This is a genomic window from Rugamonas brunnea, from assembly GCF_014042345.1.
Taxonomy (GTDB): domain Bacteria; phylum Pseudomonadota; class Gammaproteobacteria; order Burkholderiales; family Burkholderiaceae_D; genus Rugamonas; species Rugamonas brunnea.
In genome coordinates this window covers 123791-148046 of sequence record NZ_JACEZT010000009.1, presented here as the reverse complement: position 1 = coordinate 148046, position 24256 = coordinate 123791, and the positions used below count along the sequence as shown (strand labels likewise).

The 24256-nt window shown below is 66.1% G+C and carries 22 protein-coding genes; 15 read left to right on the top strand and 7 right to left on the bottom strand.

The genetic code is table 11. The features are described from left to right. Positions 1-15: 15 nt before the first annotated feature. From H3H37_RS15095 to H3H37_RS15085, 3 genes are all read right to left on the bottom strand, one after another. Positions 16-1143, bottom strand: a complete 1128-nt coding sequence (locus H3H37_RS15095) for an ABC transporter substrate-binding protein (RefSeq protein WP_229218854.1) — start codon at positions 1141-1143, stop codon at positions 16-18. Between the two features lie 126 nt (positions 1144-1269). After that, positions 1270-2292: an ABC transporter substrate-binding protein gene (locus H3H37_RS15090; RefSeq protein ID WP_311197509.1), complete on the bottom strand. Its 1023-nt coding sequence runs from the start codon at positions 2290-2292 to the stop codon at positions 1270-1272. Between the two features lie 396 nt (positions 2293-2688). Then, entirely contained in the window at positions 2689-3741 is a 1053-nt protein-coding gene (locus tag H3H37_RS15085) for a YeeE/YedE family protein (RefSeq protein ID WP_182163889.1), read from the bottom strand. Positions 3742-3887: 146 nt separating this feature from the next. Here H3H37_RS15085 and H3H37_RS15080 point away from each other — a divergent pair, with 146 nt between their 5' ends. The 12 genes from H3H37_RS15080 to H3H37_RS15025 all read left to right on the top strand — a co-directional run bounded on the left by H3H37_RS15080 (position 3888) and on the right by H3H37_RS15025 (position 13584). Continuing rightward, complete coding sequence (locus H3H37_RS15080) at positions 3888-4871, top strand: MBL fold metallo-hydrolase (RefSeq protein WP_182163887.1); 984 nt, start codon at positions 3888-3890, stop codon at positions 4869-4871. Positions 4872-4938: 67 nt separating this feature from the next. Further along, positions 4939-5304: an ArsR/SmtB family transcription factor gene (locus H3H37_RS15075; RefSeq protein ID WP_229218853.1), complete on the top strand. Its 366-nt coding sequence runs from the start codon at positions 4939-4941 to the stop codon at positions 5302-5304. A 93-nt stretch (positions 5305-5397) separates the two neighbouring features. Continuing rightward, a complete protein-coding gene (soxC, locus tag H3H37_RS15070; protein WP_182163885.1) occupies positions 5398-6744 on the top strand; it encodes a sulfite dehydrogenase in 1347 nt (448 codons plus the stop codon). Further along, positions 6728-7822 carry a c-type cytochrome gene (locus H3H37_RS15065; protein ID WP_182163884.1) on the top strand — a complete coding sequence of 365 codons (1095 nt, stop codon included), beginning with the start codon at positions 6728-6730 and terminating at the stop codon, positions 7820-7822. The genes soxC and H3H37_RS15065 overlap by 17 nt, the downstream gene beginning before the upstream one ends. A gap of 118 nt (positions 7823-7940) precedes the next feature. Further along, the gene (gene soxY / locus H3H37_RS15060) at positions 7941-8402 is read left to right on the top strand and encodes a thiosulfate oxidation carrier protein SoxY (RefSeq protein WP_182163882.1); all 462 of its coding nucleotides are present in this window, start codon (positions 7941-7943) and stop codon (positions 8400-8402) included. A 48-nt stretch (positions 8403-8450) separates the two neighbouring features. Next, complete coding sequence (gene soxZ, locus H3H37_RS15055) at positions 8451-8762, top strand: thiosulfate oxidation carrier complex protein SoxZ (RefSeq protein ID WP_182163880.1); 312 nt, start codon at positions 8451-8453, stop codon at positions 8760-8762. A 38-nt stretch (positions 8763-8800) separates the two neighbouring features. Then, a complete protein-coding gene (gene soxA / locus H3H37_RS15050; RefSeq protein WP_182163878.1) occupies positions 8801-9598 on the top strand; it encodes a sulfur oxidation c-type cytochrome SoxA in 798 nt (265 codons plus the stop codon). 10 nt (positions 9599-9608) lie between these two features. Next, on the top strand, positions 9609-10223 hold the full coding sequence (gene soxX, locus H3H37_RS15045; RefSeq protein WP_182163876.1) for a sulfur oxidation c-type cytochrome SoxX: 615 nt from the start codon (positions 9609-9611) through the stop codon (positions 10221-10223). A 37-nt stretch (positions 10224-10260) separates the two neighbouring features. Further along, a complete protein-coding gene (gene soxB / locus H3H37_RS15040; protein ID WP_182163874.1) occupies positions 10261-11979 on the top strand; it encodes a thiosulfohydrolase SoxB in 1719 nt (572 codons plus the stop codon). Between the two features lie 23 nt (positions 11980-12002). Then, entirely contained in the window at positions 12003-12605 is a 603-nt protein-coding gene (locus tag H3H37_RS15035) for a rhodanese-like domain-containing protein (RefSeq protein WP_182163872.1), read from the top strand. Then, positions 12605-13045, top strand: a complete 441-nt coding sequence (locus H3H37_RS15030; protein ID WP_182163870.1) for a thioredoxin family protein — start codon at positions 12605-12607, stop codon at positions 13043-13045. Before H3H37_RS15035 ends, H3H37_RS15030 begins: the two co-directional genes overlap by 1 nt. A gap of 41 nt (positions 13046-13086) precedes the next feature. Beyond that, positions 13087-13584 carry a GlcG/HbpS family heme-binding protein gene (locus tag H3H37_RS15025; RefSeq protein ID WP_182163868.1) on the top strand — a complete coding sequence of 166 codons (498 nt, stop codon included), beginning with the start codon at positions 13087-13089 and terminating at the stop codon, positions 13582-13584. Between the two features lies 1 nt (position 13585). On the opposite strand, the gene H3H37_RS15020 is transcribed toward H3H37_RS15025, so the two are convergent. The 4 genes from H3H37_RS15020 to H3H37_RS15005 form a co-directional block, all read right to left on the bottom strand. Next, on the bottom strand, positions 13586-14017 hold the full coding sequence (locus tag H3H37_RS15020; protein ID WP_182163866.1) for a hemerythrin domain-containing protein: 432 nt from the start codon (positions 14015-14017) through the stop codon (positions 13586-13588). Positions 14018-14103: 86 nt separating this feature from the next. Further along, positions 14104-14385, bottom strand: coding sequence for a TehB family protein (locus tag H3H37_RS15015; RefSeq protein WP_182163864.1), 282 nt, complete (start codon positions 14383-14385; stop codon positions 14104-14106). Between the two features lie 123 nt (positions 14386-14508). Next, on the bottom strand, positions 14509-14886 hold the full coding sequence (locus H3H37_RS15010) for a group III truncated hemoglobin (protein ID WP_182163862.1): 378 nt from the start codon (positions 14884-14886) through the stop codon (positions 14509-14511). Positions 14887-14962: 76 nt separating this feature from the next. After that, complete coding sequence (locus H3H37_RS15005; RefSeq protein ID WP_182163860.1) at positions 14963-18538, bottom strand: CHASE domain-containing protein; 3576 nt, start codon at positions 18536-18538, stop codon at positions 14963-14965. 233 nt (positions 18539-18771) lie between these two features. Between H3H37_RS15005 and H3H37_RS25880 the strand changes: the two genes are divergently transcribed. The 3 genes from H3H37_RS25880 to H3H37_RS14990 are packed head-to-tail and all read left to right on the top strand — an operon-like array spanning position 18772 to position 24256. Continuing rightward, positions 18772-22230: a response regulator gene (locus tag H3H37_RS25880; RefSeq protein WP_229218852.1), complete on the top strand. Its 3459-nt coding sequence runs from the start codon at positions 18772-18774 to the stop codon at positions 22228-22230. After that, positions 22227-23408 carry a sensor histidine kinase gene (locus tag H3H37_RS14995; RefSeq protein ID WP_182163858.1) on the top strand — a complete coding sequence of 394 codons (1182 nt, stop codon included), beginning with the start codon at positions 22227-22229 and terminating at the stop codon, positions 23406-23408. The genes H3H37_RS25880 and H3H37_RS14995 overlap by 4 nt, the downstream gene beginning before the upstream one ends. 20 nt (positions 23409-23428) lie before the next feature. Next, on the top strand, positions 23429-24256 hold the full coding sequence (locus H3H37_RS14990; protein ID WP_229218865.1) for a LytR/AlgR family response regulator transcription factor: 828 nt from the start codon (positions 23429-23431) through the stop codon (positions 24254-24256).

The following is a 24256-nucleotide window of genomic DNA, read 5'->3' as shown; positions in this document are numbered from 1 at the left end:
TGGGATGCTAACGTTTCACGGCTGGGGGTAGACGTAGTCGAAACTGCGCTGCTGGCGCGACCCCAGGTTCAGGCCGATGTGGCTGGCCGTGCGCACATTGATGGCCGTCTGCAGTTCGCGCAGCGGCGTCAGGCTGCGCCGCTTGTTGTCGCCCGCGATCACGCCCAGCGCCGAACCGCCGAGCGTGCGGCCCAGTTCCACGTTGTTGGGCACCATGGCGAACAAAGCGCCTTTCTTCACATGCAGCACGTTGCTCGAAAACAAGGGCACGCCGCTGTTCCACGATTCGCGCAGCACCAGCGGCAGGATGGTGCCTTCCTCGACGGTGGTGGTGTCATGCGGCAGCCAGACGGCATCGTGGTGGTTGTCGGCGGCCGCGATCAGTTGCGGGTAGAGTTGGGCCGCGCGTGCCAGGTCGCCGGCCACGTGGGTCGACAATTCCAGTCCCTGGGCCTTGGCCGCCTCGCGGGCCAGCTTGATCAGCCATTCCGACTTCTGCGGGTTGTAGACCACGATCACGCGCTTCAGGTCCGGCAGCAGGGCGCGCAGGCGGGCGAACAGCAGGGCCGGATCGGGCGTCATGCTGATGCCGGCCACGTTGTCGGCTTCCGACAGCAGCAGCACGCCGCCGGCCAGCACGGTGATTTCCTTGTCCAGCCCGGCCGTGGCGTTCAAGCCCTGGCGGCCCAGCGCGATCACGACACGGGTGCCGTTGCGTTTGAGCGTGGCGTTCAGGTCGGCCGTGTCCACCCGCGGGTCCACCGGGTAGCTGCGCACGTGCAGCTTGGTGCGCTCCTCGATGCCCTGGATCATGCTGACGAAGGCAGAGCGGAACGGCTCCTCCACGTTTGGATACAGCACGGCGATGGTGCCGCCCTTGCCGATCGACGCTTGCAATTCGGGCCGGCGCAACTGGTCTTCCAGCTGGGCCAGGGTGACGGGGCGGTAGGGCGCAGGTACGTTGCCCGACTCGATGCGGTCCATCAGCGCGCCCACGTCGGAACGCGCATGGGTGCCGGGCAGGTCGACGATCGAGGGCTGGTCGCCGCGCTGGGCGCTGGCCGGGACCGTCGCGCCGACGCCGGCCAGGGCCAACAGTAAGGCGATGCAGGCGCGCACGCGGCGGCCGGCGGGGAGGTTCATGGTATTCATTCAGCTGTCAGTTGCCGTCCCTTGCGACTTGGGACCTAGGTACGCCGTAGTATATATGCTGAAGCGAGTTAAACTAAAGGAAATTTGTTGCCAAAAAACATGGGTAACTTGATATCCTTAAGGTTCGGGGAATATTGCATCAAAACTACGCTGTTGACTAGTGGAAATATTTAACCCCATGTGGCTGGCGCTGCGGGTGTTGAGCGCCGTGCGCACCGCCCGTAACGGCGCCACGCCGCGCCGTGCGGTGTCGCCGTTCAGGCGCGCCAGGGCCAGCGTGGCCAGGTCGCGGCCCAGTTCAAAATTGTTCGGATAGAGGGCGAACAGCGCGCCTTTGCGCACGTGCAGGATGCTGCTCGAAAAGATGGCGATGTTGCGATTCCACGACTCCCGCAGCAACATCGGCATGATGACGCCCTCGTCCACGGTGAGCGGATCGGGCGGCAGCCAGAACGCATCGCGCCGGCCGTCGGCGCTGGCCAGCGCCGATTCGTAGCGGCGCACGGCGCCGGCCAGGTCGGTGGCTTCCAGCGTCAGCAACTCCAGCCCCTGGGCGCGGGCCGTCTCACGGGCCAGCTTCATCAGCGGTTCATTGGTGTGCGGGTTGTAGACGACGATCACGCGGCGCACGCCGGGCATCAGGTTCTTGAGGTGGGTGAACAGCAGCGCCGGGTCGGGCGTGAGGCTGATGCCGTTTAACTTGTCGGCCTCGGGCACGGAACTGACGCCGCCCACCACCATGCCCAGCGGCAGGTCGAGTCCGCTGGCCGTCTTCAAGCCTTGCCGGCCAAGCGCGATGACCACCCGGCAGCCGCTGTTTTTCAGCGTGGCCTGCAACTCGGCGGGATCAGCGCTGGCGGCCACCGGGTAGCCGTGCACGCGCGATTGGGTCTGGTCTTCGATGCCTTCGAGGATCTCGGTGAACACCTTGCGGTAGGGTTCGCCGATGTCGGGGTAGAGCACGGCCAGCGTGCCGGCCGCCACGCGAGGGCGCCGCGCCGTATCGGCGGCCTGGGCCAGTTGTTCGCCATGGAGACTGCGGGTGCCCCCGTTATCGGGCACCGTGTCGGCGTGGACGGCCGGGGTCGCCAGCGTGGCCAGCGCGAATGCGCCGGCCAGCAGCCGGCCGGCCGCAGGCACGCAGGGCGGCGGCACAACCGAAGGGCTGTGCGGAGGTATTGGTTTCCCCGCTGGACGCTGGCGCTTCAATGTTGACAAGCGGAGCGGGGAGAGAACTGGAAACGTGGCATCGTGTCTGGTAAGGCAGGGCGGTCCGGCGCGCGGACCTGTTAATCACAGTCAACCAATTGCTATTGGAGCAAGTGTATCGCGTCCCGCAGGTTTTGCGCTAGAACTTGAGTGCGCTGGAGGGATTCCGTGGCTAATTATGCCATTGAGCAAGAAATGGCCGGTGATTTTTGCGCTGCCGATGAGAAGCTAAGGCGTGAGGCTAAGGCGGGATGTGAATGTGTGGGGTGTGCGGCCCAGGTGCGGGGGCAAGCCGTGCCGCACAGTCGTGCCGCACAGCTGTGTCGCTCAGGCGTGTTGCCGGTCCAGCAGGTAATCGGTGAGACCGGCCGCGCCCCAGATGGCGAACAACGTGATCCAGGCCGTGAGCGCGAACACGGCCGCGCCCGACACGCCGGCGCCCACCGCGCAACCGCCGGCCAGCATGCCGCCGAGGCCCATGCAAGCCGCGCCCAGCAGGTAGCGGCGCATGCTGAGGCCGTCCTTGAAGCCTTCCAGCTTCAGTTCCCGTCCTTTGAGGCCGCCCAGGAAGGCGCCCAGCGCCACGCCGGGCACCAGGCCGATGTCGAAATTCCATGGCTTGCCCGGCGGCGACAGCACCAGCATCAGCATGTCGGCCGCCGGCCCCGTGAAACTCAGGCTTTTGACAGGCACCAGTTCGAACGCCTGGGCCGACACCTGGTAGTTGAACAGCCACGCGCAGGCGACCATGGCGCCGCAGGCAGCACCGGCCAGCGCCGGCCACGGGCCCAGCCGGGCGCGCCACGCGAACGCCAGCCCGCCGGCCAGCCATGCCAGGCCGAAGGCGAGGCCGATGCCGTGGCTGGCGTGGAACCACAACAACAGGTCACGCGCGTCGCCGCCATCGATGGTCCACCAGTCGCTGATGGCCAGGCGCAACGGTGCCAGCACGCCGCCCAGCGACGCCTGCGCCACCACCGCGAACACCAGCCCCGACAGCAGCGAGCGCAAGTTGCCGGTGCCGGCCAGGATCAGCAAGCGGCTGGCGCAACCGCGCGCCAGGATCATGCCGCAGCCAAACAGCAGGCCGCCCACCAACGCGCCGGACAGCGTGCCGCGCGTGGCCAGTTGGCGGGCCGCGCGCACGTCGAGCACGCCGGCCAGGATGAACAGCTGGGTGAGGGTGATGGCCGCGCCGAACGCCAGCAGCCAGATGGCCAGCTTGCCGCCCAGCTGGCCCTGGCAGGTCTCGATCACGGCCGAGCGCAGGCAGAAGCGCGAACGCTGGGCCAGGTAGCCAAAGCACAGGCCGATCAGCAGGCCGCCCAGGGCCAGGGTCTGGTTTTCGCCCACCGTTTCCATCAGCGTCAGCAAGTTCATGGTCGCACCGGCTTTTTTGTTGTCTGCGCCAATTAAACCATATATGCTTCTATAGGCATATACGCAAATGGTGCTATATTGACGCCGTAGCGCATTTGATGCCAAACAGCAACTCGTTGCGGCGGCGCTGAAAACAGGGAGACGGTATGCGGATCTGGAACAAGGGATGGTGCACTCTGCTGGCGTTGACGATGCTGGTGCTGCGGCCGGTCGCGGCCGCGCCGGCGGCGCTCAAGCTGGAGGCGATCCCCGTGTCGCCCCATGTCTACTATTTCCATGGCCAGGCTGGCGTGGCGGGGGCCGAGAACCAGGGCTTCATGTCCAACGCCGGCTTCGTCGTGACCAACGACGGGGTGCTGGTGTTCGATACGCTGGGTAGTCCGGCGCTGGGCGAGGCCATGCTGGCCGCCATCGCGCGCGTCACGCGCCAGCCCGTGCGGCGCATCATCATCAGCCACTACCATGCCGACCATTTCTATGGCTTGCAGGCGTTCAAGGCGCGCGGCGGTGCAAAAGTCGAGGTGTGGGCGCACGAGAATGGCAAGCAGTACCTGGCGTCGGACCTGGCGCGCGAACGGCTGGCGCAGCGCCGTGTGGCGCTGGCGCCGTGGGTCAATGCCCAGACCCGGCTGGTGCCGGCCGACCGCTGGCTCCACTTTGCGCAGGGCAGCGAGATCGCCTTCGAAATGGGTGGTCTGCACTTGCGCCTGATCGACACCAGCGGCGCCCATTCCGAGGGCGACATCATGCTGGCCGTGGACGAGGACCACATGCTGTTCGCCGGCGACCTGTTCTTCACGGGCCGCATCCCCTTCGTGGGCGACGCCGACAGCAAGGTGTGGCTGACGGCGCTCGACCACATGCTGACGCTGCACCCGCAAGTGGTGGTGCCCGGCCACGGCGAGATGTCGCGCGCGCCGCTGGACGACATCCGCCTGACCCAGGATTATTTGTTGTTTCTCCGCGACAAGATGGGCGCGGCCGTGGCCGACATGGTGCCGTTCGAGGAAGCCTATGCGCAAACGGACTGGGGCCGCTTCGCCGCCTATCCTGCGTTTGAAGCCGCCAACCGCCTCAATGCCTATGACACGTACATCCTGATGGAGCGCGAAAGCTTGCAGGCGAAATAGGGCGCGCGCTTGCGTTTCCGCTGCGAATCTGGTTATATGCGCATATAGGCATATAGTGAATTGTGAAATGAAAGAAAATTTAGGCCGGGAAGCCATGGGCGAAGTGTTTGAGGAAGTGTCGAACTACTTCTTCCTGCTGTCGGAACCGACGCGGCTCAAGATCCTGCACGCCCTGTGTGGCGGCGAACGCCCGGTGGGCGAGATCGTGACGGAAATCGAATCGACCCAGGCCAATGTGTCGCGCCAGCTGAACATGCTGTACCGGGCCAGGATACTGGGCAGGCGCAAGGAAGGTACGCAAGTCTATTACCGGATAGATGACCAGGCTACGATCGACCTGTGCCGCACCGTCTGCGGACAAATGGCCAGCCGGATCGAGAGTCGCGCGTCCGCCGGCCAGGTGGCGGGCACGTTCATGGTCGGCGACGACTGAGGGGAAAGCCGCGCAGGCGGCGGCTTTCTTGTAAGTAATATATGCCTAAATGGTCATATAACTATATTGTTGTAGCAAGGAGAGAGACACCTCATGGCGAATGAACCCACGCAGCGGGGCCGCATCCTGCGCGCGCCCGAACATTTCGTCGATGGCCAGCTGGCCGCCGACATCACGGCCTCAGGCTTGAACGAGGAACGCCGCGGCTTCCTGCGGCGCAGCTTCCTGGCTGCCGGCGCGGCCCTGGCCGGCGGCCAGGCGCTGGCCCAGCCGGCCGGCGATCCCAACATCCTGAACCTGCCCGAACATGCGCGCACGCTGGGCAAGCCGGTGGCCAGCAATCCGTATGGCATGCCGTCCAAGTTCGAGACCAATCTGCTGCGCCGGGAATCGCCGGGCCTGACGCGGGTGGGCGCGGCCTCCGTCGCCTTCACGCCGCTGCAAGGCCTGTTCGGCATCATCACGCCCAGCGGCCTGCATTTCGAGCGCCACCACCAGGGCTGGTACGACATCGATCCGTCCAAGCACCGCCTGATGATCAACGGCATGGTCAAGACGCCCAAGGTCTACACCATGGACGACCTGATGCGCATGCCGTCCGTGTCGCGCATGCACTTCATCGAATGCGGCGCCAACACGGCCATGGAGTGGGGCAATGTGGCCGTGCCCACCGTCCAGTATTCGCACGGCATGCTCAGCTGCAGCGAATTCACGGGCGTGCCCTTGTCCGTGCTGCTGGAGGAATGCGGCTACGACAAGAAGAACGCCCGCGTGATCCTGGCCGAAGGCGGCGACGGTTCGGCCATGACGCGCACCATCTCGCTCGACCGCGCGCTGGACGACGTGATCGTGGCCTGGGGCATGAACGGCGAGATGCTGCGTCCCGAGAATGGCTATCCGCTGCGGCTGGTGGTGCCGGGTGTGCAGGGGGTGTCGTGGGTCAAGTGGCTGCGCCGGATCGAAGTGGGCGACCAGCCTTACGCGACCAAGGACGAAGCGGTCCACTACATTGACGCCATGCCGGACGGGAACTTCCGCCAGTACACCTCGATCCAGGAATGCAAATCCGTGATCACCACGCCGTCGGCCGGGCAGACCCTGCTCGACAAGGGCTTCTACAACGTGACGGGCCTGGCCTGGTCGGGACGGGGCCGGATCAAGCGGGTCGACGTGTCCGTGGACGGCGGGCGCAACTGGCGCACGGCGCGGCTGGAATCGCCGGTGCTGCCCAAGTGCCTGACGCGCTTTAACATCGACTGGGTGTGGGACGGTTCGCCAGCCGTGCTGCAGTCGCGCGCGATCGACGAGACGGGCTACGTGCAACCCAAGATCAACGAGCTGCGCGCCGTGCGCGGTACCAAATCCATCTATCACAACAATGCGATCCAGTCCTGGCAAGTCGCACAATCCGGCGAGGTGTCCAATGTCCAGGTTTATTAAATCCGCTCTCGTGTTTGCGCTCGCCATGGCGGGGGCGGGCTGGCAGGCGCAGGCAGCACCGGCGTCCGCCGTGACCTCCACGCCGACCGGACTTGGCCGTCCCGCCACCACGGCGGAGGTGGCGGCCTGGGACATCGACGTGCGTCCCGACTTCAAGGGCTTGCCCAAGGGTTCGGGCACCGTGGCTGCCGGCCAGGTGATCTGGGAAGGACGCTGCGCCAGCTGCCACGGCACCTTCGGTGAATCGAACGAAGTGTTCACGCCCATCGTGGGCGGCACCACGCCCGACGACATCAAGACCGGCCACGTGGCCGCGCTGAAGACCGGCCGCCAGCCGCAAAAAACCACGCTGATGAAAGTGGCCACCGTCTCGACGCTGTGGGACTACATCAACCGCGCCATGCCGTGGACGGCGCCCAAGTCGCTCAAGACGGACGAGGTGTATGCGGTGCTGGCCTACATCCTGAACATGGGCGAGATCGTGCCGGACGACTTCACGCTGTCGGACCAGAACATCGCCGAGGTGCAGAAGCGCATGCCGAACCGGAACGGCATGGAAACCAACCACGGCATGTGGGACATCAAGGGCAAGCCCGATGTGCACAGCGTGGCCTGCATGAAGAACTGCCCGGTCGAACCGGGTGTGCGTTCTACCTTGCCTGAGCCATCGCGCAATGCGCACGGTAATATCGCGCTGCAGAACCGCACCTTCGGCCCCGTGCGCGGCGCCGACACCACCAAGCCCGCGCCGACGGCGCCGGTCGGCAGTGCCGCGCCAGCCGCCGCAACGGCTGCCGCTGCTGCGGCGCCGGTGGCCGCCGAAAGTGCAGGCCTGAAGCTGGCCAAACAGAATGCTTGCGTGGCCTGCCACGGCATCACCAACAAGATCGTCGGTCCCGCGTTCAGCGACGTGGCGGCCCGCTATCGCGGCGATGCCGGCGCGCCCGCCGCGCTGGCGGCCAAGGTGCGCGCTGGCACCGGCGGCACCTGGGGCGCCATCCCCATGCCGGCCCAGGCCAGCCTGAAGGATGATGAACTCCAGACCCTGGTGGCCTGGGTGCTGGGCGGCGCCAAATAAGTGCCGGGTAAGGACGTAAGATAGTAGCCAATTGCAAGCAAAAAGGCAGCGGCAAGACTGCGCCAACCGTGGGCCTGGCCACTAGCCAGCCCTGTATTTTTCGATAGGAGAGAGAGTGATGAATCAAAGTCGACGCGACATGCTGCGGATTTCGTCCGTGCTGGGCATGGCATTTACGGCGGGCCTGCTCAAGCCGTCCGACGTCTTCGCGGCTGAATGGAGCCAGAAGGTGTTTGACGCCAAGAGCCTGGAAGATGTGCTCAAGGCGCTCGGTGGCGACAAGTTCGCCGTCAGCCCGGACGTAACCGTGAGCGGCCCGGATATCGCCGAGAACGGCGCCGTGGTGCCGGTATCGATCGCGTCCAAGGCTGCCAACACCGAATACATGGCCATCCTGGTGGACAAGAACCCGAGCGCCATGTCGGCAGGTTTCGCCATCCCGGCCGGTACCGAGGCCGCCATCAGCACCCGCGTGAAGATGGGCGCCACCTCCAACGTGCACGCGCTGGTCAAGGCGGACGGCAAGTGGCTGGTCGCCAGCAAGGAAATCAAGGTCACGCTGGGCGGTTGCGGCGGTTGATCCGCGCGCCGGCGAGTCTCTTAAACACATCACAGTAAAGGAAAGATCATGGGTGATCCGATGCGTATTCGCGCCGCTTCCGCGGGCGACACGGTGGAAGTGAAGATTTTGATGCGTCACGATATGGAAACGGGCCAGCGCAAGGACGCGGCGGGCAAGGTCATCCCTGCCCACCACATCAAGACGCTGGTGGTCAAGTGCAAGGACAAGGTGGTGCTGGACGCGCAGTTTGGCCCCTCCGTGTCGAAAGACCCGTTCCTGTCGTTTAAGTTCAAGGGCGGCGCCAAGGGTGATAAAGTCAGCGTGACCTGGGTGGACAACACCGGCGACACGCGCACCGACGAAGGCGTCATCAGCTGACCAAGTACCACGCCAGGCAAGCAAACAGAGGAGACACCATGAAAAGACAAGCTTGTTTGATCCTGTCGGCGCTGGCGGCCTTGCCGGCGTGGGCGCAAACGTCGGCAACAGACGAAATCGCCAAGTACCGGCAGATGCTGGCCGACGGTAATCCTGCCGAGCTGTGGGAAATGCGCGGCGAGGAACTGTGGAAGAAGAAGGCGGGCCCCAAACAGGCTTCGCTGGAGACGTGCGACATGGGCCAGGGCCCGGGCGTGCTGAAAGGTGCCTACGCTTCGCTGCCGCGCTTCTTCAAGGACACCGGCAAGGTGATGGACGCCGAACAGCGCCTCGCTTACTGCCGCATGACGATCCAGGGCCTGACCCAGGCCGAGGCGCTGGCGAATCCGTTCGCTTCGCCCGGCAAACCGTCCGACATCGAAGCCATCATGAGCTATGTGGCGGCCGAATCGCGCGGCATGCCGATGACCGTCTCCACCGCGCATCCGCTGGAAAAGCAGGCCTATGAAGTCGGCAAGAAGCTGTTCTTCTACCGTGGCGGCGCGCACGATTTCGCATGCGCCACCTGCCACGGCACGGACGGCCAGCGCATCCGGCTGCAGGAACTGCCGAACATCCTGAACAAGGCCAACGCGCAGGCGGCCTACACCACGTGGCCGGCCTACCGCGTGTCGCAGGGCGAAGTGCGCACCATGCAGCACCGGCTGATGGATTGCTTCCGCCAGCAGCGCTTCCCCGAGCCCGTGTACGCATCGGACGCGGTGACGGCGCTCACCATGTATCTGGCCAAGAGCGCGGAAGGCGGCAAGTTCGACGCGCCCGCGCTGAAACGTTAAGGAGACGCAGATGCGACAAATCGACAAGGCAGTGATGGCACTGATGGCGGCCGCCTGCGCCACGGCGGCGGCGGCCGGCCCCGACTACGCGAAGATGGCGCACGACATGCTGTCGTCCGACTTCCGCTCCAAGGGCCCGGCCACGGTCGAACGCGTGGTGCAGCAGGACGAGGTGCAGAAGATCTGCAGCGAACAGCCGGCCGCGCGTAGCAAGAAGGTGGACGCGAAGATCGAGGCGAGCCAGCTCAAGACCATCGTCTATCCGGCCGACGGCGTCTGGCTGGGCAAGTGGGAAGAGGGCGAGAAGATCGCCCAGAACGGACGCGGCATGCAGTCGTCGGACGCGGTGGGCAGCGTCAACGGTGGCAATTGCTATGCGTGCCATCAGTTGCGCAAGGATGAAATCTCGTTCGGCAATATCGGCCCGTCGCTGTACCAGTACGGCAAGCTGCGCGGCACAAGTCCCGAGATCGTGCGCTACACCTGGGGCAAAATTTTTAACTCGCAGGCCTTCCGCGCCTGCTCCAGCATGCCGCGCTTCGGCCACAACGGCATCCTGACCGAAGCCCAGATCCGCGACGTGATGGCGTTGTTGCTGGACCCCGCATCGCCCGTCAATCAGTGAAACACGGCGATCGCATAAGATTGATAAGGAAAACGATATGAGTCTGAGTCGGCGAGAATTCATGCAGGTGATGGGCATCGCGGCGGCCGGCGGCATGCTGCTCGATGCCAAGGGCGCGCTGGCAGCGCCATCGGCCGGCGCGCTGTACGATGTGCCACGTTATGGCAATGTGCACCTGCTGCACTTCACGGACTGCCACGCGCAACTGACGCCCGTGTACTTCCGCGAACCGAACGTGAACCTGGGCGTGGGCCAGGCCGTGGGCCGCATGCCGCACCTGGTGGGCGAGCAGCTGCTGCGCCAGACCGGCATGAAACCGGGCACGCCGGAGGCGCACGCCTTCACCTACCTCAATTTCGAGCAGGCGGCGGCCACCTACGGCAAGGTGGGCGGCTTCGCGCACCTGTCCACGCTGGTCAAGCGCATGCGCGCCAGCCGTCCCGGCGCCTTGCTGCTGGACGGCGGCGACACCTGGCAAGGCTCGGCCACGGCCTTGTGGACCAATGGCCAGGATATGGTGGACGCCTGCCTGGAACTGGGCGTGGACGTGATGACGGCGCACTGGGAGATGACGCTGGGCGACAAGCGCGTCAAGGAGATCGTCGAGCGCGACTTCAATGGCAAGGTCGATTTCGTGGCGCAGAACATCCAGACCACGGACTTCGGTGACCCGGTGTTCAAGCCCTACGTGATGAAGGAGATGAACGGCGTGCAGGTGGCCATCATCGGCCAGGCCTTCCCGTACACGCCGATCGCCAACCCGCGCTACATGGTGCCGGAATGGAGCTTCGGCATCCAGGAAGAGAACATGCAGAAGATGGTCGACGAGTGCCGCGCCAAGGGCGCCAAGGTGGTCGTCGTGCTGTCCCACAACGGCATGGACGTGGACCTGAAGATGGCCTCGCGCGTGCGCGGCATCGACGCCATCATGGGCGGCCACACGCACGACGGCATGCCGGCGCCCGTCATCGTCGCCAACGGCGGCGGCAAGACGCTGGTGACGAATGCCGGCAGCAACAGCAAATTCCTCGGCGTGCTTGATTTCGACGTGCGCAATGGCGCCATCCAGGGCTTCCGCTACAAGCTGCTGCCGGTGTTCTCCAACTTCCTGCCGGCCGACCGCGACATGGCGGCGCTGGTGAAGAAGATCCGCGCGCCCTACGAGGCCAAGCTCAATGAAAAGCTGGCCATGACCCAGGGCACGCTGTACCGGCGCGGCAATTTCAACGGCACCTTCGACCAGTTGATCGTTGATGCGCTGATCGACGTGAAGGGCGCCGACCTGGCGTTCTCGCCCGGCTTCCGCTGGGGCACTTCGCTGCTGCCGGACAGTCCGATCCTGATGGAACACCTGATGGACCAGACGGCGACCACCTATTCCTACAGCACGCTGACGGAGATGACGGGCGCCACCATCAAGAACATCATGGAGGACGTGGCCGACAACCTGTTCAATCCCGACCCTTACTACCAGCAGGGCGGCGACATGGTGCGGGTGGGCGGCATGCAGTACGCGATCGAGCCGAACGCGCGCATGGGTGCGCGCATCCAGGACATGCGTCTGAACGGCAAACTGATCGAGGCCGACAAGACCTACAAGGTGGCCGGCTGGGCGCCTGTGGCCGAAGGTGCGACCGGTGAGCCGGTGTGGGAGGTGGTGGGCAAGTGGCTGCGCGACAAGAAGACCGTCGCGCCGCGCAAACTCAACACGCCGCGCCTGATCGGCATGGACGGCAATCCGGGCATCGCCCTGTGAGGGTCTTCACGATGGAGAAAGACATGCAATCGAGATCCCGCCTCCTGTGCGCCGCGCTCTGGCTGGCGCTGGCCGGCGCGGCGGGCCACGCCGGCGCATTCAACGCGGCGGACGTGCCCGAAGCCAAGCGCGCCGACGGCGCGCAGTACCTGGACGCCAAGGAAGCCTACGCCCTCAAGCAGCAGTTGGGCGCGAAGTCCTACATGGTCGACGTGCGCACCCGCTACGAGGTGGCCTATCTGGGCATGCCCACCGTGGCCGACGCCAACATCCCTTACCTTGAGCATCCCGACGACGCGGGCTGGGACGCCAAGGCCGGCCGCTGGGCCATGTCCGTCAACAACGACTTCGGCCCGGAGCTGGCGCGCCGCATGACGGCCAAAGGGCTGGGCAAGGACGACACGGTGATCCTGATGTGCCGTTCTGGCGACCGTAGCGGCCGGGCCGCCAACCTGCTGATGCAGCTCGGTTACCATAAGGTCTACACGGTGGTGGACGGTTTCGAGGGCGACCTGGCCAAGGATGGTCCGCACGCCGGGCAGCGCGTGGTCAACGGCTGGAAGAACGCCGGCCTGCCGTGGACCTACAAGCTGGAACCGTCCAAGCTGTACTACCCGCAGTTCTGATGGAACTGCTGAAGCCAGCACAGGACTTGCGCGCCGACGGCGCCGAGGCGGCGGCACGCGGCATGCCCGTGGTGCTGCTGTTCTCGCTGCCCGACTGCGGCTTTTGCCTGGTCGTGCGGCGCAACTACCTGCTGCCGCTGGAACGGGACCTGCCGCTGGCGCGGCGGCCCGTGGTGCGGGAAGTGCAACTGGTCGACACGGCGCCGTTGCGTGGTTTCGACGGCGTCACCACCTCCGGCAAGGCGCTGGCGGCGCGCTACCGCGCGCGTTTCGCGCCCACCGTAGTGCTGGTGGACGCCAGCGGCGCGCTGCTGGCCGCGCCCATCGTGGGCGGCGATACCACCGGCCTGTATGGCGGTTATCTGGATAACGCGCTGGCCGAAGCAGTTGGGCGGCTGGCGTCTCACGCAGGCGGCAAACGTCAGGGAGAGCGACCATGAAACAGCAAGGCAAAGTGGTAAGGAAGGCAGGAACACGGACCATGGCTGCGGCGGCAATGCTGCTCGCGGCACTGGGGGTGATGGGGACGCAGCACGCGCAAGCGGCCGACACCACCTACGCCGTCAAGCTGATGACGTCGGAGACGGCGCTCAAGGCGGCGCAGGCCGCGCTCAAGAAATGCCGCGACGGCGGCTACCAGGTGGCCGTGGCGGTGCTCGACCGCAGCGGCGTGCCGCAAGTGATGCTGCGTGACCGTTACGCTGGCATGCATACCCCCGACGCGGCGACCGGCAAGGCCTGGACCGCCATCAGCTTCAAGACCAGCAGCCTGGCGCTGGCCGAGAGCACGCAGGCCAACAAGGATTCCAGCGGCATCCGCAATATCGGCCACGTGCTGGCCGTGGGCGGCGGCATCCTGGTGGAAGCGGGCGGGGTGACGTTCGGCGGCATCGGCGTGTCCGGTGCGCCCAACGGTGCGGCCGACGAGGGCTGCGCCCGGGCCGGCCTGGCAGCCATCACGGAAGACCTGGAATTTTGAATCAAGCCGCCAGCGGCACCGCGCTGGCCGCTTCGATAGCCGGATAGAACTCGCGGTCTTCGCGCTTCATGCGCTCATACAGCGTCTTGAGCACCTGGTTGGCCTCGGCGCGGAACACCTCCGGCTGCTGTTCGAGCAGGCGCGGCGTGTTCCACTTGGCCGCGAACGCCAGGTAGCTGGCCGCGATGCCTTCCATTTCGCCCTGGTACTGGCGGCTCAGGCGCGCCAGTTCCGCGTCGCCGCTCGCTTCCAGCGATGGGTAGAGCACCCGGTCCTCCACGGCCAGGTGCAGCTTGATCACGCCACTCATGGACACGATGCGCGCCGCGATGGCCGGTGCGGCGCTGACTATTCCCGACTGCACCAGTTTGCGCAGGGTGGCGATGTCGCTCAGGATGTCGATATGCTGGTGCTTGAATTTGTCGATGTTCATGGTCTGCTTTCGAGGTGGTTGTTGTTTGAAGATTTATGTCACATGCATCTTTAATGGCGCAAAATGAGAAGAGTTTCAGCGTTGGCCTAGCGGTGGAAATCGACCTGGAACTTCACGGGGCCGATCACTTCCACTTCATGTTCGATCCGGGGTTCGACCACGCCGGGTTGCTGTGGCGTCAGGATGTGTTCCTCCGCTTGCGCGGCGGGGTCGGTGATGCGGTAGCGCAGGCTGCCTTCGAGCACGGTGATGCGGCCCCAGACGCCGGCGGCCGTGGTGTGGCCGCGCCGCAGGGCTTCCGGTACAGTGCTGTCCGTGAAGACGGGGGAGCTGCGGTAGTGGACTACATGGTCGGGCAAGGTTTTCATGGTGATCTCCTTTGTTTGCCGCTGGGATGACCCATTATGGCAGGTTGCTCTTAAACAGGTATTGGCAATACTACTTATAAGCCGAAAAAAAGACATGGCGGGTTGGCTATGCCTCGTCATGCGTTATTGCGCCACGACTTTGCCGTAGTAGCCGTACTGCAGGCTGGAAGCGATGCGGCGCGCGACGATCAGGAATTCGTCGGCCACCTCGGGCGCGAACAGGCGCTGGACGGTGGCCATGAACAGGTCCAGCCAGCGCCGGAAGTGCTGCGGTTCCACGCCGGACAATTGCATATGGGTGCCGAACACGTTGCCCTGGAAGCTCTTATGACCGAGCATCACCGTGCACCAGAACTCCACCATGCGGGCCAGGTGGGGCTCCCACTGGTCGCCGATGGCGGCGTTGAAGATGGGCGCCAGTTCCGGGTCGGCCCGCACGTCGTCATAGAAGGTGTGGACCAGGGTGGCGATGGCGGCGGGGTTTAGTTGCAGGGTGGTCATGATCTTGAATGATGAGCGCTTCTAAAGATATATATCACATACTACATTAAATCGCGAGCCGCCACAACCGCCACGTTCACCGGGCCAGGGCCTGGCGCCGCGAGCCGGGCAGATTGCGCACGATGGCGCGCAGCATCTGCTCCACGTCCACCGGCTTGGCGATGAAGTCGTTCATACCGCAGGCAATGCATTGTTCACGTTCGGACAGCAGCACGCCGGCCGTCATGGCCAGCACCGGCAGGTCCAGTGCCAGTTCGCCACGGATGCGGCGGGTCGCCTCGAAACCGTCCATTTCCGGCATCTGCACGTCCATCAGCACCATGTCGTAGCGGCTGCTGTCGGCACGCAGTGCGTCCAGCGCCATCACGCCATTTTCCACCGTATCCACATGGGCGCCCGCGTGTTCGAGCATGCTGCGCGCGACGATCTGGTTGAGCGGATTGTCCTCCACCAGCAGCAGCTTGATGCCGTCCAGCCGCTGCTGCACCTTGTCGGCGGGAGCGCTGGCCATGGCCGCGTGCACCTGCTGGAGCGCACCCGACAAGCGCTCCGGCGTGACCGGCTTGAGCAGCACGGCGTCGCCGCCGTGCGAGACGTCCGTCTGTAGCAGCTTGCCCTGGCCGTATGCGCTCACCATCAGCAGCACCGGGGTGCCCGGCGCGGCGGCGCGCAGGCGCGCGATGGCGGTGTCGGCCTCTGCCCCCGGCAGTTGCCAGTCGAGCAGCACGGCGCCGTAGCGGGTGTCGGCGCGGCGCAGTTGGACTTCGGCCGCCTCCACGCTGGCCACGCCATCGGCGCCGCCGTGCCAGGCGCGGATGGTCTGGCACAGGTAGTCGCGGCTCACCGCATGGTCGTCCACCACCAGCAGCGGCGCGTTGGCGGCGGGGCGCGCGGTGCCTTCGTCGGCCACGGCCAGCGGCACGGTCAGCACGAATTCGCTGCCATGGCCCGGCTCCGTGTGGGCCGTGATGGCGCCGCCCATCAGCGTGGCCAGCCGGCGCGAGATAGCCAGCCCCAGCCCGGTGCCGCCGAAGCGGCGCGTCATGGAGGCGTCGGCCTGCGAGAACGGCGCGAACATGCGTTGCAGCAGGGCCGGTTCCATGCCGATGCCGGTGTCGCGCACCACGAAGCGCAACTGGGCCTGTCCGCCATCGCGCCCGGCCAGTTCCACCAGCACCGAGACCGTGCCCGCTTCCGTGAACTTGATGGCGTTGCCCACCAGGTTGATGAGGATCTGCTGCAGCCGCGGCGCATCGCCCATCAACTGCAACGGCACCTGGGGCGTGACGCCGATGGCCAGCTCCAGGTCTTTGTCGCTGGCGTTGACGGTCATGATGGTGGCCATCGCTTCGAGCAGGGTGGCCAGCTGGAACGGGGCCGGCGCCAGTTCCAATCGGCCCGCCTCGATTTTGGAGAAGTCCAGCACGTCGTTCAGGATGCTGAGCAGCGATTTGCCCGACTGGGTGATCATGTCCAGGTATTTGCGCTGGTCAGGCGACAGCTCCGTGTTGTGCAGCAGGTGGGTCATGCCCAGCACGGCGTTGAGCGGGGTGCGGATCTCGTGGCTCATGTTGGCCACGAACTCGGTCTTGGCGCGGCTGGCCGCCTCGGCCTGTTCCTTGGCCGCCAGCAGCGAACTCTCCGAGCGGCGCAGGGCCGCCGTCATGTCCTCGGCCAGCGCCACCGCGTATTCGCGGCGCGCGGTCAGGGCCCGCACCACGCCGAAGAACAGCAGGCTGATGACGGTGCCGGCCAGCAGCACGATATGGCTTTTCTGGCGGTCGATGGCGTCCTCGAAGGCGGGCAGCGAGGTGAAACGCAACGTCCACGCGTGGTCGGCCACGGTCAGGGAACTGGTGCGCAGGAACGGGTTGGGGTAGAGCCGCGTCTGTTCCAGCGTGCGGCCGCCGCTGGTGTACAGCCGGGCGCTGGCGTCGGTCGAGGTGCCGTCGTAGATGTCGAGTTGCACGGCCGTGTAGTCAGTGCCCAGTACGTCCTGCATCAGGTCGAGCGTGCGGAACGGGCTGTAGGTGTAGCCTTGCAGGGCCGCCACGCGCTGTTCCGGCGTGGCCACCGGCATGTCCGGGTAATACACGGGCAAATACATGAGGAAGCCGGCCTGCACATGCTCGTCCGATTCCTGCACCAGCGTCACCTTGCCCGTCAGCGTGGGCCGGCCGCTGCGCGCCGCCGCCTGCATGGCGTGGCGCCGGGTCGGTTCGGACATCATGTCGTAGCCGAAGGCGCGCAGATTGCGGCCGGTGAACGGCTCCAGATACAGCACCGGCGCGAAGCCGTCGCGTTCCGTCGGCGGCCACACGCGGAACTGGGGGTAGCCAGAGGCCTGCACGCTGTGTTCTAGCGCCAGCAGTTCGGCCGGACGCACATAGCGCGCGTAACCGAGGCCCTGCAGGCCGGGGAAATTGCGGTCGATGGCGATGCCGTCCACGTAATCGTGCCATTGCTGGCGCGTGACGTTGGGCGCCACCTTGAACAGGGCCTGCGTGCTGCGCAAGGCCGTTTCGTACAGCGTCATGCGCTTGACGATGCGCTGCTGGATGCTGGTGCAGCTCACGTCGAAGTGTTCGCGCGCGCGGCGCTCGGTGCTGGCGCCCACCAGTTGCCAGACCGTGACCGTGAGCGCCACGCCCACGAACAGCGTCAGCCACTGGGTGGCGATGCGCCCGTGCAGGGGCTTGGCCAGGCGCTGGCGCTCGCGCGCGTCCGCGCACAGCACCATGCCCAGCAGGCTGCACACGACGACATAGCTCTCCAGCGTGATCAGGGCGTCGTTCAGGGTGCCGGTGGCGAACGGTCCCTGGCCGTTGGTGGTGGCCAGTACCGCTGCGCTGGCCGTCGCCAGGCACACCAGGCTGGTGCCGCGCAGGCCGTGGCGCCAGGCCGACCAGGCGATGCAGGGCAGCACCAGGTAGGCCAGCCATTGGGTTTCGCTGTCGGCCTGGTAGTGGCGCCCGAACACCAGCAGCAGCACCGCGCACAGGATCGCCAGCGACAGGCCCAGTTCCAGCACCAGCCCGTTGCCCCAGCGCTGGCCGCGCGCGTGGCGCCAGGCCATCAGGGTGGGTGTGACCACCAGCACGCCGGCCGTGTCGCCCACCCACCAGGTGCTCACCACGGTCCATTGGGCGCTGGCCGGCACCAGGTGCGACAGCACCAGCGCGCTGCTGCCGATGCAGGCGCTGACCAGGCACATGACCATGGCGATGACGGCGAATTTATAGACGTTGTGGAGCTGGTTGAGCGGACGGGCGCCGTCCGTGTAGCGCTGCATCAGGGCCGTGCCGACCAGTGTTTCGAGCGAGTTGCCGATGGCGATGGCCAGCGACACCGCGACCACCTTGCCATCGAGCGGCAGGCCGTTGGCCTGGAACGCGACCAGGTTGGCGGCGAAGGCGCCCACCAGGATGCCCGGCCACAGGCGGTAACCGAACAGCAGCAGGGCGGCGAAGGCGATGCCGGAAGGGGGCCAGACGGGCGTGGCGTTGCTGTGGGCGAAGGCCAGCAGCAGGCCCAGTCGCGCCGCGCCGTAGTAGAGCAATGCCAGCAGCACGATGGGCAACAATGCCGCCAGCACCGGGGAACGAAAGGGCGCTGCGCTGGCCTGCTGCCTGGTGTCCACGCTGTCACTCATTGTATGGGGGGCTCCGTTGTTGCAAGCTGGGAAATAACTATAGCGTAAAACGGGGGCCTTGCGCCACAAATCCGACCCGGTGCGCGGCCGTGGCCCGACTGGCGGGCCCAGCGTATCGCTCACGCCACAAGCGGCACTATGGTTTTTCGCGGCGCGCCGTGTGATACTAGGATTTCATTGTTGTTGTGACGACCACATCGCTTATGCCGCTTAACCGTTTTTTACCTTCCACCTTGAAATTCAGGCTCAGTACGCTGGTCGTGTTGCTGGTCCTGGCCGCCACCGTGACGGTGACGGTGGTGGCCTTGCTGCTGGCGGAACGCGACATGAAGTCCGTGATTGGTAACCAGCAGTATGCATTGCTGTCCGGCGCGGCCGCCCACATCGACGAACACCTGGCCGGCAAGCTGGCCTTGCTGGCGGCGTTGGCCGAGTCCGTGCCCGAGGCGGCGCACCGCGACCAGCGCCAGTTGCATCAATTCCTGGCCGAGCGCCCCACCAGCCGCGAAGCGTTCAACAGCATCGAAGTCTACGCCGCCGACGGCACGCTGGTCGACACGTTTGACACCGACATGCCGCTGCAACCATTCAACGCCCGCGGCCAGCCGTATTTCGACCGTACCGTGGCCGGCCACCATGGCGTGATTTCGGCGCCGTTCTTCAGCCATATCGTCGGTGCGCCCACGGTGTTGGTGACGGCCCCCGTGTACGACCGCAACGGCAAGCTGGCCTTGGTGCTGGCCGGCGGCATCAACCTGCTGCGCTATGCGCCGTTCCAGTCGCTCAGCGCGCTCAAGCCGGGCAGCACCGGCTTCACCTTCATCATGACGGCGCAGGGCGTACTGCTGAGCCACCCGAGCAAGGCGCGCATCCTGAAGAACATCAATGAGCGGCCGGGCCGCAACCGGGCCACGGAAATGGCGCTGTCCGGCTTCGAGGGCTGGACCGAGTCCGAGAACAAGGATGGCGTGAAAGGCATCTATTCGTACAAGCGGCTGCACCAGACCGACTGGATTGTGGCGGCCCGTTTCCCCAGCAATGAAGCGCTGGCGCCGCTGCGCCAGATGCGCTACGAGGCGGCCGGCGCGGCGGCCTTGTTCGCGGTGCTGGCCGGGCTGCTGTCATGGGTGGGCATCGAACGGCTGTTGCGGCCACTGGAGCATTTGCGGCGCAATATCAGCCGCATCAAGCATAGCCGCGCCGGCATCCAGGTGCTGCAGCTGAACCGCAACGACGAGATCGGGGAACTGAGCGGCGCGTTCTACCGGCTCATGGCCGAGCGCGAAGTGGCCCAGCAGCGCACGCGCGACAGCGAAACGCTGATCCGCAACATCCTGGAACGGGCGCCAGACGCCTTCGTCAGCTGCAACAGCCAGGGCATCGTCACGGAATGGAACGCCAAGGCCGAAAGCACCTTCGGCTGGACCCGCGAGGAAGCCATCGGCGCCGATATTGCCCAGCTGCTGGTGCCCGAACGGCTGCGCCAGCATCACGTGGCCGGCATGCGCGCGTTCGCCGCCACCGGCGCCGGCCCCATCGTCAACAACCGCGTGCGGGTGCCGGCCATGCGGCGCGACGGCAGCGAAGTGCCGGTCGAGCTGTCGGTGGGCGTGGTGCGCGACGGCGACAGCTATATGGCCACCGCCTTCCTGCACGACGTGTCGGCCCGCATCGCCTACGAGGAGCAGATCGCGGCCGGCGAGAAACGGGCCCGCATCATCGCCGACAACCTGCCGGTGTTGATCGCCTACCTGGACCGGGATGGGCGCTACCAGTTCACCAACAGCCATTACCAGCGCCAGTGGGGCATCGATCCGCAGTCCATGCTGGGCAAGCGGGTTGAGGACATTTCCATCGGCACGGCCGAACCCTGGCGCGCCGAACTGGCGCGGGCACTGAACGGCGAGCGTATCCACTACGAGCGGGAGATGGCCCACGGCGGCCGCATCCTGCACTTCATGGTCGACCTGGTGCCCGACGTGGCGCCGGACGGCGCGGTGGCCGGCACCTACCTGATGGCCACCGACATCACGGCCCGCAAGACTTCCGAGTTGCAGCAGGCCGCCAGCGAGAAGCGGGCGGCGGCGGCCAGCCGGGCCAAGAGCGAATTCGTGGCCAACATGAGCCACGAGATCCGTACGCCGATGAACGCCGTGCTGGGTGTGGCCTACCTGCTGGGCAATACGGAACTGAGCTCGGTGCAGAAGAAATACCTGGACATGATCCTCGCCTCGGGCAAGGCGCTGCTGGGCATCCTGAACGACGTGCTCGATTTTTCCAAGATCGAAGCGGGCCGCATGGAACTGGCGCCCATGGCGTTCCAGCTCAACGACGTGCTGAATGCGATCGCCACCGTGATGACGCTGAACGCCGGCGAGAAGAATATCGAGCTGGCCATCGGCGTCGATCCCGACGTGCCGCCGTCGCTGGTGGGCGATGCCATGCGCCTGCAGCAGATCTTGATCAACCTGGTGGCCAACGCCGTCAAGTTCACGGAGCAGGGTGAGGTGTCGCTGCTGGTGGAAGTGGCCGCGCGCGAAGGCGACAGCGCCAGCCTGCGCTTTGTCGTGTGCGACACCGGCATCGGCATGGACGCGGTCCAGCAAAGCCGCTTGTTCTCGGCCTTCAGCCAGGCCGATGCCTCCACCACGCGCCGCTTCGGCGGCACGGGCCTGGGCCTGGCCATTTGCCGCCGCCTCGTCGAACTGATGGGCGGGACCATCACGGTGGACAGCACGGTCGGCTGCGGCAGCCGCTTCGCCGTCACGGTGCCGCTGCAATTGGCGCCCGAGCAGGCTGCGCCGGCCATGCCGATCGGCCCCCTCAAACTATTGGTGGTGGACGACAACGACACCAGCCGCGACTACCTGTGCAAGACCATCCACGCCTGGAAATGGGATGCCGACAGCGCCCGCTCCGGTCCGGAGGCCGTGGCCAAGCTGCGCGCAAGCCTGGACGGCGGCGCCCGCTACGACGCCGTGCTGACCGACTGGCAGATGCCGGACATGGACGGCCTGGCCACCATGCAGGCGCTGCGCGCCGCCTTGCCGGAGGGCGAGCTGCCGGTAGTGATCATGGTCAGCGCGTTCGGCCGCGACAAGCTGATGGCGGCCGGCGAGGCGCGCGATGCCAGCGCCATCCTGATCAAGCCGGTGACGGCGTCCAGCCTGTTCGACACCTTGCATGAGGCGCTGGCCCACCGCGCCGGCGAGACCACGCGGGCCAGCGCGCCCGATGCGGCGGCCCAGCGGCTGGCCGGCCTGCGGCTGCTGCTGGTGGAGGACCACCCGCTGAACCAGATCGTGGCGCGCGGCATGCTTGAATTCGCGGGCGCCCAGGTCAACGTGGCCGACAACGGCCAGGTCGCGCTCGACATGCTGCGCGCCCAGCCCGACGGCTACGACGCCGTGCTGATGGACGTGCAGATGCCGGTGATGGATGGTTTCGAGGCGACCCGCGCGATCCGCGCCGAATTGCGGCTGGACGTGCCGGTGCTGGCCATGACGGCCGGCGTGATGCAGGCCGAGCAGGAACAATGCATCCTGGCCGGCATGAACGATTTCATCGCCAAGCCGATCGACGTGGAGCAGATGTTCAGCGTGATCCTGCGCCAGCTTCCCGCTGCCCGCGGGGGATTGCTGGGCGCGGCCATGGTCGCCGGGCAGGGTGGTCGCGGGGAATTGCCGGCATGACGCACGCAATCGGCCCGGCGCGGGACGCGCCGGTGCAGCATCCGTTGGAGATGATCGCGCTGTTCCGGCGCTGGCCGTCCTCGCCGCTGCGCAATGTCGTCTATACGGGCATCTGGAACCTGGGTCTGGCCGTGTGCCTGACGGGCGCCAACCTCGCGTTCGGCCGCCGCGGCGCCACGTTCGCCGATTACTGGTGGCCGATGCTGCTGATCTGTAACCTGATCGGCTACCTGATCCATCTGGGTACGCTGGCCGGCGACCGGCTATTGGGCGGATGGCCACGCCGCGCGCGCGGATTGCCCCAACTGGCTTACCGCCTGGCCATCACGGGCGGCTGCGCCTTGCTCGGCTACGCGCTGGGTTTCACACTGTTGGGCGGCGGCGATCCGCTGCACCTGCTGGTGAGCCGCCAGGCTTTGACGCAGGTGTTGCCGCTGGCCGTCTTCATCGCCTTGTTCATGCTGGTGGTGCATTTGTCAGGCGAACGGCGCATCGCCGCTGAGACCCACGCCGCGCGCCAGCGCGAGCAACTGGAGGCGAGCGCGCGCCAGTTGGCCGAGGCCCGGCTGCGCGCGTTGCAGGCCCAGATCGAGCCGCACTTCCTGTACAACACCCTGGCCAACGTGGTGAGCCTGATCGCGCCGCAGCCCGCCCAGGCGACGCACATGCTGGAACGCTTCATCGACTACCTGCGCGCCAGCCTCGCCGCCAGCCGCGAGGAAGCGGTGACGCTGGGTGCGGACGCCAACTTGATCGCGGCCTATCTCGACGTGCTGGCGGTGCGCATGGGCGAGCGGCTGCGCTACCGCATCGACGTGCCGGACGATTTGCGGGCGGTCGTGATCGCGCCCATGCTGCTGCAGCCGCTGGTGGAAAACGCTGTCGCCCATGGACTGGAGCCGAAGGTGGAAGGCGGCGAGATCGTGCTCGCGGCCATGGCGCGGGACGGCCGCCTGTGCGTGGAAGTGCGCGACACGGGTGTGGGCCTGAGCGACACCGGGCCGGTATCCGTCAAGCGTGGCGGCGGGGTGGGGCTGGGTAATCTGCGCGAACGGCTGCGCACTTTGTATGGCGATGCGGCTCGGGTAGAATTGTTGGAAAATCAACCTTGCGGCATGACCGTGCGTCTGCTGCTGCCATTGAACGGGAGCCCGCCATCAACCACCCCCGCGCCATAATCGCTGACGACGAAGCGCACCTGCGCGACCATTTGCAGACCCAGCTGGCCAGCGCGTGGCCGGAGCTGCGCATCGTGGCCAAGGCGGCCAATGGCCTCGATGCCTTGCGTCTGATCGACGAGGAAGCGCCCAACGTGGTGTTCCTCGATATCCGCATGCCGGGCATGACGGGGCTGGACGTGGCGGCCCGGCTGGCCTCAGGCGAGAAGCCGCCGCGCATCGTGTTCGTGACGGCCTACGACCAGTACGCGGTGGATGCGTTTGAACATTCGGCCGTCGATTACCTGCTCAAGCCGGCCAGCCAGGAACGGCTGGTCAGGACGGTGGCGAAACTGAAGGCCGCGCTGGGGGCGCAACCGGATCAGGCCCGCGGCATGGTCGGTGGCGGTGCGCAGGCGCCCATTTCCGGCGACATGTCGGCGGCCGCCTTGCAGGCCTTGTTGCAGCAGCTGGCCGGGCAACTGGGCGTGCCAGCGGTCACGCCTTCGGCACCGGCACAACTGTCGGCTCCGGCCCCGGCGCCCAGCCTGCAATGGATACGGGCCGCGCACGGCGACGAGACGCGCCTGATCCCCATCGAGGATGTGATCTACTTCCAGAGCAATGACAAATACACGAGCGTGTTCCTGGCCGACGGCGAGAGCCTGATCCGCACGCCATTGAGCAAACTGCGCGAGCAGCTCGACGAGCAGCAGTTCTGGCAGATCCACCGCAGCGTGATCGTGGCCGCGCGCCATGTGGCCGGCACGCGCCAGGATTTTCGCGGCCGGCTGATGGTGCAGCTGAGAGGCCGGCCGGAACAGTTGGTGGTCAGCCGCAATTACGTGGATCTGTTCCGGCAGATGTGA